This window comes from Nonomuraea sp. PA05, from assembly GCF_008086045.1.
Classification (GTDB): domain Bacteria; phylum Actinomycetota; class Actinomycetes; order Streptosporangiales; family Streptosporangiaceae; genus Nonomuraea; species Nonomuraea monospora.
On the sequence record NZ_VSEY01000064.1, the window covers coordinates 45459 to 55576 of the forward strand.

A 10118-nucleotide genomic window follows, 5' to 3' on the forward strand; every position below is an offset into this window, starting at 1 on the left:
GGTTCGCGTTCAAGAAGCCAGGGGTGGGCAGCCGATGGTGAACGACGGCGACGGCGTGCTGAGCATGCGGCTCGAACTGCACGCCGATCAGGAGCTCGATCCCGAGCACGCCGACCGGCTGGTCCGGCGGCTACGCGTCGAGCTGGACGAGCTCGACGTCGAGCGCGCCACCCTCGCGATCGACGGCACGCCGCCGCCCGCCGGGGCCAAGGGCGCCGACCCCGTCACCGTCGGCGCCATCATCGTGGCGCTCAGCGCGTCGGGCGGCGTCCTCACCACGGTGATCGGCACGCTGAGCGACTGGCTCGACCGGCAGTCGAGACGGCACCGCATCTCGATCACCATCGACGGCGACACCATCGAGCTGGACCGGGCCACCGCCGAACAGCAACGCGCCCTTCTCGACGCCTACATCCGCCGCCACACGGACGGCTGAGCGATGAGCCGCCGGCTGGCGCTGCTGGTCGCCACCTACGAGTACGCGGACGCCGGGCTGCGCGGCCTGACCGCCCCGGCGCACGACGCCGAGGCGTTCGCCGCCGTCCTGCGCGACCCGGAGATCGCCGGGTTCGAGGTGACCACGCTCATCAACGAGCCGCACCACCGGGTGGGCGAGGCGATCGGCGACTTCTACCGCGACCGCCGCCGCGACGACCTGACCCTGCTCTACTTCACCGGCCACGGCCTCAAGGACGACCACGGCCGGCTGTACCTGGCGATGTCCAACACGCGGCGCGACAGCCTGCTGTTCACCGCGCTGTCGGCCGAGCACATCGACCAGGCGATGGAGGGCTGCGCGTCCCGGCAGAAGGTGCTGGTGCTCGACTGCTGCTACAGCGGCGCCTACCCGACCGGATCGATCGCCAAGGCCGACACCGCCGTGCACACCCTCGAACGCTTCCAGGGGCGCGGCCGGACCGTGCTGACCGCGTCCGACGCCACGCAGTACTCCTTCGAGGGCGACCGGCAGGAGGGGCGGGCGCCGCAGTCGGTGTTCACCCGGTACCTGGTGGAAGGGCTGCGGGACGGCAGCGCCGACCTCGACGGGGACGGTGACATCACGCTGGACGAGCTGTACGGGTACGTCCATGAGCGGGTCGTGGAGGAGATGCCGCAGCAGCGGCCCAAGAAGCAGTCCGACGTCGAGGGGCGCACGGTCATCGCGCGGAACGTGAACTGGACGTTGCCCGCGTACCTGCGTAACGCGATGGGGAGCCCTATCGCCACCGATCGGCGTGCCGCGCTGGACGGGCTCGCGCACCTGCATCGGGTGGGGAACGGGTGGGTGCGGGGGCAGGTGCTGGAGGAGATCCGGCGGCTGGTGGACGATGACAGCAAGGTCGTGTCGGGGGCGGCGGAGGCGTGGTTACGGTCCGTCCACCCACCCCCGCCCCCAGCCCCGCCACCCCCACCCCCAGCCCCACCGCCCGCGGCCGAACCGGATCCGGCGGTCGTGGCCACGCCTCCGCAAGCGCCGGAAGCCGCCGCGCCGCCCGCGGCCGGCGCCCAGGCTACGGAGACGAGGCCCACGCGCCCGGCGGCGCCCCCCGAGCCCACCGCGACGCCCCCTGCCGCACCGGAGGGCGAGTCACGCTTCTGGCCCCCCACCCGCAACCCCAAGGCCTTCGCCGCCATCGCCACCGCACTGGCCCTGCTGGCCGCCACCGTGATCACGTACCTGATCACCACATCCTCCGGCGGCGACCACGCCTCCGAAGCCAGCGGCGGCCCCCTCCAGCCCACCACCCTCATCACCGGCCTGACCGGCCCCATCGACGCGATGACCTTCACCCAGGGCGGCAAGACCCTGATCACGGTCGGCCACGACAAGAAGGTCCGCCGCTGGGACGCCACCACCGGCAAGAACGCAGGCACCTTCACCCTCAAGGGCCCGACCAACGCCTACGCGTTCAGCCCCGACGGCGGGATGCTGGCCACGGCGGGAGTGGCCGACCAGAACAGGTGCACGGTACGCCTGTGGGACACCGACGAGAGCCGCCCCCCGGTCACGCTCACCGTCACCGACGTCCAGGGAAGCTGCCGGACGGCGCTGAACCCAGGCGGCGAGACGCTCGCCGTCGCCGGCGGCCTGGCGGGCGTCGACGATTACACCAACCGCGTGCACCTGGTGGACGTGGACGCCCGCGAGGTCACCGATTCGATGAAGGGCCACACCAACGGGGTGGGCGTCCTCACGTTCAGCCCCGACGGCACCCTCCTGGCCAGCAGCGGCTACGCCACCGACACCACGCGGCTGTGGGACGTGGCCGAGGGCCGCGGCACGCGCGCCCTCGCCGAGCAGACCGGCGGCATCGTCCGCGGCTCGGCCTTCAGCCCTGACGGCGCGCGCCTGGCCACCATCCGGGGCGACGATCCCGGCAACCGGGTGCAGGTGTGGGACGTGGCCACCGGTAAGGAGCTCGGCACGCTCACCAAACCCGGGGAGACGTACACGGCGCTGGGGTTCGCCCCGGACGGCCGGGTGCTCGCCGCCGGCGTCAGCCCGGGTACGGGCGACGGCGGCGTCCTGGTCCGCGAGGTGCTCAGCGGGCAGGTGGAGACCGTCCTCACCGGACACACCGGCCCGCTGCTCCTCGCGTTCAGCCAGGACGGCGGGATCCTCGCCGCGGCCGGCTCCGACGGCACGATCCGCCTCTGGCCCGTCACCTGAGTGCGCGGGACACCTAGCCAGCCGTCCACCCCTCCCGCAGACTGGCAGCGAACGCCCGCCGACCGGAGAGGGACCAAGATGCCGGACCTGAACGACGCACACCCGCGAACGTGGGCCACCGGCGACTACCGATCCATCGGCGCCCGCTTCCTCCTGGCCGCCGAGCTGCTGTGCGAGACGGCGCAGTTACGGGCAGGCGAGGCCCATCTGGACGTCGCGACCGGCACCGGGAACGTGGCCCTGGCCGGCGCCCGCCGTTCGGCCCGCGTCACCGCCGTCGACCTGGAGCCCGAGCTGCTGGCGCACGCCGCGCGGCGGGCCGAGGCGGAGGGACTGACGGTGGACTTCCGGCAGGGTGACGCGCAGGCGCTGCCGGTGCCGGATCACGCCTACGACCTGGTGACCTCGACGTTCGGGGTGATGTTCGCGCGCGACCAGGAGCGGGCGGCGGCCGAGCTGGTACGGGTGACGCGGCCGGGCGGCCGGATCGCGCTGGCGTGCTGGACGCCGTCCGGTTACATGGGCCGGATGCTGGCGTTGAACACCGCGCACGTCCCGCCCGCGTCCGGCGCCCAGCCGGAGAGCCGCTGGGGCACGATGCGTGGGCTGCGCGAGCTGTTCGGGTCAGGTGTGGCGATCGAGGCGGCGACGCGGGACCTGTGGTGGCGCTTCCCCAGCCCCGACGAGCACGTGCGGGCCTGGTGCGCGACCTACGGCCCCACGGTGGTGACGCTCGGCTCCCTGGACGAGGCGGGCAGGCGCGCTCTCGTCGCCGACCTGACCGCCCTGGTCCACGAGCTGAACGCCGACGGCGACACCCTGCTCATGCCCCTCGAGTACCTGGAGATCGTCATCCGGCCCTGACCGCGCCCTCCTCGGCGGGCATGCGCAGCTCCCTGCCCGGCGCGGCGGCCGGCGCGGTGACGAGCGCCACGACCACGTAGACGACGAGGGACGCGCCCAGCGCGATGAACGTGGGCCAGCCGTCGAAGCTCGCGCCGGCCAGCGTGTTCGGGAGGTAGAGGAGGGTGTTGGGCGCGCCGTACATGGTGGGGGTGATCGCGAACAGCACGAGCCGCACGACCAGGCCGACCGTCAGGGCGGCCATGGCGGCGGGGGAGGAGCCGCGCCGCCAGTAGAAGCCGAGCACGAACGGCACGGCGAGGCAGGCCAGCATGAGGTCGAAGGCCAGCGTGAGCAGCACGCCCGTCTGCGGCACCCGCAGCGCGAGCAGCACCGCGCCGCCGACCACGGGCAGCATCGCCCAGCGGGTGGCGCGCAGCAGCGGGTCGGCTCGTCCGGGCTGGTGGACGCGGCGGGTGGAGCCCACGTTGCGGACGGCGACGGCGGCGGTGCCGAGGATGGCGCCGTCGGCCGTGGACAGCGACGCGCTGACGATGCCCGCCAGCACGAGCACGCTCAGCGCGGCGGGCGCGGACTCGTCCAACAAGGCCAGCAGGCCCTGGCCGGTGGAGACGGCGACCAGCGCGAACGGCACGCCGATCACGGTGGTGCCGGCGGCGGCGATGAAGCAGGCGCGGCGGGCGACGCCGGGGGAGCGGGCGGCGAAGATGCGCTGCATGAAGTCGATGGCGACGATGTCGCCGATGCCGAGCGCGACGAGCGTGGCCCAGTTGACGACCGCGCCCTGCGCGGGGTCGGACAGTTGCCCCAGGTCGAGCGGCCCCATGCCGGGCGGGGCGCTCAGCCCGAAGGTGGCGGCCACCCAGAACAGCAGGCCGAACGCGGCGATGCCGGTGATGAGCATCTGCACGATCGAGGTGTAGGCGTCGCTGAGCAGCCCTCCGGCGAGGGTGTAGATCAGCACGACGGCGACGATGATGAGGATCCCGCCGGTGTACGAGGTGCCCAGGAAGCGTTCGAACAGGAAGCCGCCCGCCACCAGGTTGCCCGCGACCAGGATCATGAACGCGGTGATCATCAGCAGCGCGGCGGCGAACTCGACGGCCCGGCCGAACCGGAGCCTGAAGTAGTCGGGCAGGGTGGTCAGCCCCATGCGGTTCATCGGCCGGGCGAAGAACAGGCCGGTGAGCAGCAGGCACAGGGCCAGGCCGAGGGGCAGCCCCGCGCCCGCCCAGAAGCCGAGTCCGGCGGCCAGGTCGGTGGCGCCGAGGGTGGCGTTGGTGTCGACGGCCTGGCCCATGAGGGTGGCGGCGACCACAGGCAAAGCCAGGGTACGGCCGGCGACCAGGAAGTTCCTGCTGTCTCCCGCTACGCGGCGAGCCACCAGCAGCCCGACGACGACCATGGAGACGATGGCGAGCGTGACACCCAGAATGATCATTGCTGGACAGCCGATCGTTGCGAGCGAACACTCCGAATCATGGCCAACGTAAATCAAGAAGGCGCCTGGGCCCAGCGGGCGGAGGCGGAAATTCCGACGGCCCGGCACGAGGAGGAGATCGAGCGGGCGTTGGCCCACGGGCTGGCGGGCGCGCCCACGCTGACGGATCGCACGATCCCCACGTTCTCGCGGGGAGAGCTGCCGCACTTCGCGGGTGAGCGCGGCACGTTCCTGAAGTGCCCCTTCGTGGAGGACGTGCACGACGTCGGCGACGCCGAGGTGGCGGTCTTCGGGGTGCCGCTGGACGCGGGGGCGACGTACCGGCCGGGCACCCGTTTCGGGCCGCAGGGCATCCGGCGCAGCACGAACCTGTTCGGCACCTACAGCTACGAGCTCGGCGTGGACCTGCGCGAGCAGCTCAACCTGGTGGACATCGGGGACGTGTTCACCATCCCCGGCAACCTGGAGAAGTCGTTCGACCAGATCAGCCAGGCGATGAGCCACGTCGTCCAGCGGGGCGTGGTGCCGGTGGTGCTGGGCGGGGACCACTCGATCGGCTTCCCGACGATCCGCGGGCTGGCCGCGCACCACGAGGGGAACGTCGGGATCATCCATTTCGACCGGCACGTCGACACTCAGGAGACCGACCTCGACGAGCGCATGCACACGACGCCCTGGTTCCACGCCACCAACATCAGGAACGCCCCCGCCACCAACCTCGTGCAGGTCGGCATCGGCGGCTGGCAGGCGCCCAGGGCCGGGGTGAAGGTCGGCCGCGAGCGCGGCACCACCGTGATCACGGTGGGGGACGTGGAGCGGGTCGGCGTGGAGCGGGTCGCGGAGACCGCTCTGGAGCTCGCCTGGCAGAACGCCGAGGCCGTGTATCTGTCGTTCGACATCGACGTCATCGACGCCGGGTTCGTCCCGGGCACCGGCTGGCCTGAGCCGGGCGGGCTGCTGCCGAGGGAGGCGCTCAACCTGGTGCGGCTGGTGTCGGAGCCGGGGCTGGCCGGGATCGAGGTGGTGGAGTGCTCGCCGCCGTACGACTGGGCTGAGCAGACGGCCCTGCTCAGTGCCCGGGTGATCCTCGACAGCCTGGCCGTGCAGGTCAGAGCGGGGAGGCTGGGCCGCAAGGCGGCTTCGGGGACGCGTCCCGCCTGGGGGCCGATGGACTGAGGCTGTCACTGGTTTGACAGGTGACGGGTCGTCTGCGATGATCGTCACTAGTTGAACCGGTGACTGCCTCGGGAGTGATGTGATGGTCGACCAGCGACGTCCTGCGGGAGAAGGTGCGCCCATCGCGCGCCGCGTGATGCTCTCGACGCTCGCGGCGGGCGCCCTGGGCCTGGCCGCCGCGCCGTTCCTCCGGAGCGGCTGGGACCGGGCGCTCGGGGCCGTGAGCGAGAACGACCCCACCGGCCTGACCGGGCTGCTGCCCAGCACGGATGGTTTCCGCTACTTCAGCGTGGCGGGCTCGGTGCCGCGCAAGACCTCGGCCGACTACCGGCTGGAGCTCGGCGGCCTCGTCGAGCGGCCCATGACGTTCACGCTGGACGAGCTGCGCGCCCTGCCGCAGACCCGGGTGGTCGGCGACGTCGAGTGCACCGACGGCTGGCGGGTGCCCGGCACCCCCTTCGGCGGGGTCTCCCTGGCGCACCTGCTCGACCTCGCGGGCGTGCGGCCCGAGGGCAAGGCGGTCCGCTTCACCTGCTTCGACGGCGTCTACACCGAGAGCCTCACGCTCGACCAGGCCCGCCGCTCCGACGTGGTGGTGGCCCTCGACATGCAGGACAAGCCGCTCACCCACGAGCGCGGCGGCCCCGTACGGCTCTACGTCGCCCCCATGTACTTCTACAAATCCGCCAAGTGGCTGTCCGGCATCTCCGTCACCGACCAGGTCGTCCCCGGATATTGGGAGGAGTACGGCTATGACGTCGACGGCTGGCTCGACCAGGCCGCCTGAGCGGCTGCGGCGCTTCACCCGCGCCGAGCGGCTCGTCCACCGCGCCACCGCCACGCTCATGCTGGTGTGCGCGGGAGCGGCGGCGTTCCTCTACTTCGAGCCGCTCGCCCAGCTCGTCGGCCGCAGGCACCTGGTCGTCCTGATCCACGAGTGGTCGGGGCTGCTGCTGCCGGCGCCGTTCCTGCTCGGGCTCGCCGCCCGCTCGTTCCGCGCCGACCTGCGCAGGCTCAACCGGTTCGCGCCGTACGACCGGGAATGGCTGCGCGCGGTACGCCGGGGCACGACGGGCCCGCGCCCGGCGGGCAAGTTCAACGCCGGGCAGAAGATCTGGGCGGGCTGGATCGCCGGAGCAGTGCCGGTGATGATGTTCACCGGGCTGCTGATGTGGTTCGGCGGGCTGCTGCCGGGGATCTCCCGGACGAGCGCCATCTTCGTGCACGACCTGACGGCGCTGGCGATCGCCGTCATCGTGGCCGGGCACGTCCGGCTCGCCTACCGGGACCCGATGGCCCGGCTCGGCATGCGCACGGGGACGGTCACGCGGGCGTGGGCCGGGAGGCACCATCCCCGATGGGCCGACGAGCAGTGACGGCCCGGCCCGCGCACGTGTTCATCTGCGGCGACCCGGCGCTCGACCTCACCTGCACGCTGCGCGCCCGGCGTACGGAGCGGGTCGAGACGCTCGACGCCCCCGACCGGCTCGACGCCTGGTTCCTGCAGTCCGGCCTCGCCGACGTCGTCACCCCCGCCGAGACGGCCGACCTGAACCAGGCGGTGGCGCTGCGCGAGGCCGTCTACCGCCTGGTCAGCGCCCGGCTCGGCGGCGAGCGCTACGACGACCGCGCGCTCGCCCTGGTGAACGAGACCGCACGCAAGGCCCCGGTCATGCCGAAGCTCACGGCCAAGGGCGGCCGGTGGGTGGAGGCGACGCCTGCGCAGGTGCTGTCCACCCTGGCCCGGCACGCCATCGAGCTGCTCACCGGGCCGGACGCGCCGCTGCTGAAGGAGTGCGCGGACGCCGAGTGCACCAAGATCTTCATCGACCGGTCGCGCGGCGGGCGGCGGGAGTGGTGCGGCATGGACTCGTGCGGCAACAAGATCAAGGCGGCGGCGTACCGGGCACGCAGACGAGAGGCCGGGCTGCGCTGATATCCTCCCTAAGGAAGATCATGAGACAGGAGACCAGGCATGGCAGGTGACGACGACATCTCCGGGTGAGACCGGAGCCTGACCGGCCCCGGCGGGCGCGCGTGCATGCCGCCGCCGACGCGGGCCCTGGTCGTCGTTCCCGAAAACCTGTCCCCTTCACCGGGCGGCCTCGGCGCGCCCGGGTCTCTCCCGAGGTCCTCTCATGGTCACCGACACCCTGCTCGCGCGCGAGCTCGTACGGACGCTGGGCACGCGGCGCGTGCTCGACGGCGTCTCCCTCACCGCCGCCCCCGGCCAGCGCATCGGCCTGATCGGCGAGAACGGCGCCGGCAAGTCCACCCTGCTGCGGCTGCTCGCCGGAACGGACGAACCCGACTCCGGCACCGTCGTCCGGCCCGCCGACCTGGGCTTCCTGCACCAGGAGCTGCCGTACGCCGCCGACGCCACGATCGCCGCCGTGCTCGACGACGCCCTGCGCGAGGCCCGTACGGACCTGGCCGAGCTCGACCGGCTCAGCGGCGAGCTGGCCGCGAACCCCTCCGACGCCGCGCTGCTCGAAGCGTACGGGGCCCGGCTCGACCAGGCGCAACTGCACGACTCCTGGGACGCCGACCGGCGAGCCGGGATCGTCCTCGACCGGCTCGGCCTGGGCGACGTGCCGCACGCGCGGGCCGTCGCGTCGCTGTCGGGCGGGCAGCGCGGGCGGCTCGCCCTGGCGGCGCTGCTCATCAGGCGGCCCGCCGCGCTGCTGCTCGACGAGCCCACCAACCACCTGGACGACGACGCCGCCACGTTCGTGGAGGAGCAACTGCGCGGCATGACGGGACTGGTCGTCGTGGCCAGCCACGACCGGGCGTTCCTGGATGCGGTCTGCACGGACCTGATCGACCTCGACCCGGCGCTGGACGGGCCCGTCCGGTACGGGGGAGCGTACGGCGCCTACCTGGCCGAGAAGCGGGCCGAGCGGGAGCGGTGGGAGCGGCGCCACGCCGAGGAGCAGGAGGAGCTGGACGAGCTGCGCCGGTCCGTCGCGGTGACGGCGCGGAACGTGGCGCTGGACGGGCTGCGGCGCGACAACGAGAAGATGGGGTACGGGCATCGCGCCGGGCGGGTGCAGCAGCAGATCTCCCGGCGGGTGCGGAACGCGGCGCGGCGGCTCGCCGAGCTGGAACGCGAGCAGGTCCCTGCCCCGCCGCCCCCGCTCCGCTTCCACCCCCGCCCGCTGACCGCCACCGGGGGAGACGACGGCGACCCGCGCTCCCTGACCGCCACCACCGGAGAAGGCGGCGAGCCGCTGCTCAGCTTGCGGGACGTGCGGATCCCGGGACGGCTCTCGATCGCCCGCCTGGACCTCGCACCCGGAACCCGCCTCCTGGTCACCGGCCCGAACGGCGCAGGCAAGTCCACCCTCCTGTCCGTCCTGGCCGGACGACTGCAACCCGGCGGCGAGGTGCACCGGCGTCCCGGCCTGACCACCGGCCTCCTGACCCAGGACACCGTCTTCACCGAGCCGGACCGCACGGTCAGGGAGACCTACGAGGCAGCCCTCGGCCCCGAACGAGCCGAGACCGTCCCGCTCCGCTCCCTCGGCCTGATCGCCCCGCGCGACCTGAACCTGCGGGTCGGCGAGTTGTCGGTGGGCCAGCGCCGCCGGCTGGCCCTGGCCCTCCTGGTGGCCGACCCGCCCGAGCTGCTCCTGCTCGACGAGCCCACCAACCACCTCTCCCCGCGCCTCGCCGACGAGCTGGAGGAGGCACTGGGAGCAGGAGGCGGCCCAGGAGCCGTGGTGATCGCCAGCCACGACCGCTGGCTGCGCGACCGCTGGCACGGCTCCCGCCTGAGGCTGGCTCACCGGTAGGCGCTGGCCTGAAGGGTGTAGAGGTCGGCGTACAGCCCGCCCGAGGTGAGCAGCGTGTCGTGATCGCCCTGCTCGACGACCCGCCCGTGGTCCAGGACGTAGATGCGGTCGGCGTAGCGGACGCTGGCCAGGCGGTGGGTGATGAGCAGGACGGTGCGGCCGTCGGCGTGCC

The 10118-nt window shown here is 73.0% G+C and carries 10 protein-coding genes; 8 read left to right on the top strand and 2 right to left on the bottom strand.

Annotated elements, in window-relative coordinates; all coding sequences use genetic code 11:
• Positions 1 to 34 precede the first annotated feature (34 nt).
• From FXF51_RS55275 to FXF51_RS55285, 3 genes are all read left to right on the top strand, one after another.
• Entirely contained in the window at positions 35 to 436 is a 402-nt protein-coding gene (locus FXF51_RS55275) for an effector-associated constant component EACC1 (RefSeq protein ID WP_222871908.1), read from the top strand.
• Between the two features lie 3 nt (positions 437 to 439).
• A complete protein-coding gene (locus FXF51_RS55280) occupies positions 440 to 2671 on the top strand; it encodes a caspase, EACC1-associated type (protein WP_148442915.1) in 2232 nt (743 codons plus the stop codon).
• A gap of 78 nt (positions 2672 to 2749) precedes the next feature.
• Positions 2750 to 3535: a class I SAM-dependent methyltransferase gene (locus tag FXF51_RS55285; protein WP_148442916.1), complete on the top strand. Its 786-nt coding sequence runs from the start codon at positions 2750 to 2752 to the stop codon at positions 3533 to 3535.
• On the opposite strand, the gene FXF51_RS55290 is transcribed toward FXF51_RS55285, so the two are convergent.
• On the bottom strand, positions 3522 to 4976 hold the full coding sequence (locus FXF51_RS55290) for a sodium:solute symporter family protein (RefSeq protein WP_148442917.1): 1455 nt from the start codon (positions 4974 to 4976) through the stop codon (positions 3522 to 3524). The genes FXF51_RS55285 and FXF51_RS55290 overlap by 14 nt on opposite strands.
• Positions 4977 to 5015: 39 nt before the next feature.
• Here FXF51_RS55290 and speB point away from each other — a divergent pair, with 39 nt between their 5' ends.
• From speB to FXF51_RS55315, 5 genes are all read left to right on the top strand, one after another.
• Entirely contained in the window at positions 5016 to 6152 is a 1137-nt protein-coding gene (gene speB, locus FXF51_RS55295; protein WP_148442918.1) for an agmatinase, read from the top strand.
• An 82-nt stretch (positions 6153 to 6234) separates the two neighbouring features.
• Positions 6235 to 6939 (top strand): molybdopterin-dependent oxidoreductase, encoded by a 705-nt coding sequence (locus tag FXF51_RS55300; protein ID WP_222871909.1) that lies wholly within the window; start codon positions 6235 to 6237, stop codon positions 6937 to 6939.
• Positions 6905 to 7528, top strand: a complete 624-nt coding sequence (locus FXF51_RS55305; protein ID WP_148442919.1) for a cytochrome b/b6 domain-containing protein — start codon at positions 6905 to 6907, stop codon at positions 7526 to 7528. Before FXF51_RS55300 ends, FXF51_RS55305 begins: the two co-directional genes overlap by 35 nt.
• Positions 7510 to 8088, top strand: a complete 579-nt coding sequence (locus FXF51_RS55310; RefSeq protein ID WP_148442920.1) for a CGNR zinc finger domain-containing protein — start codon at positions 7510 to 7512, stop codon at positions 8086 to 8088. The genes FXF51_RS55305 and FXF51_RS55310 overlap by 19 nt, the downstream gene beginning before the upstream one ends.
• A 202-nt stretch (positions 8089 to 8290) precedes the next feature.
• Positions 8291 to 9946, top strand: a complete 1656-nt coding sequence (locus tag FXF51_RS55315; protein WP_148442921.1) for an ABC-F family ATP-binding cassette domain-containing protein — start codon at positions 8291 to 8293, stop codon at positions 9944 to 9946.
• Here the strand turns inward: FXF51_RS55315 and FXF51_RS55320 are convergent.
• Positions 9937 to 10118: hypothetical protein (locus FXF51_RS55320; protein WP_148442922.1), on the bottom strand; the 182-nt coding region annotated here is incomplete at its 5' end. The two genes, FXF51_RS55315 and FXF51_RS55320, sit on opposite strands and share 10 nt — an antisense overlap.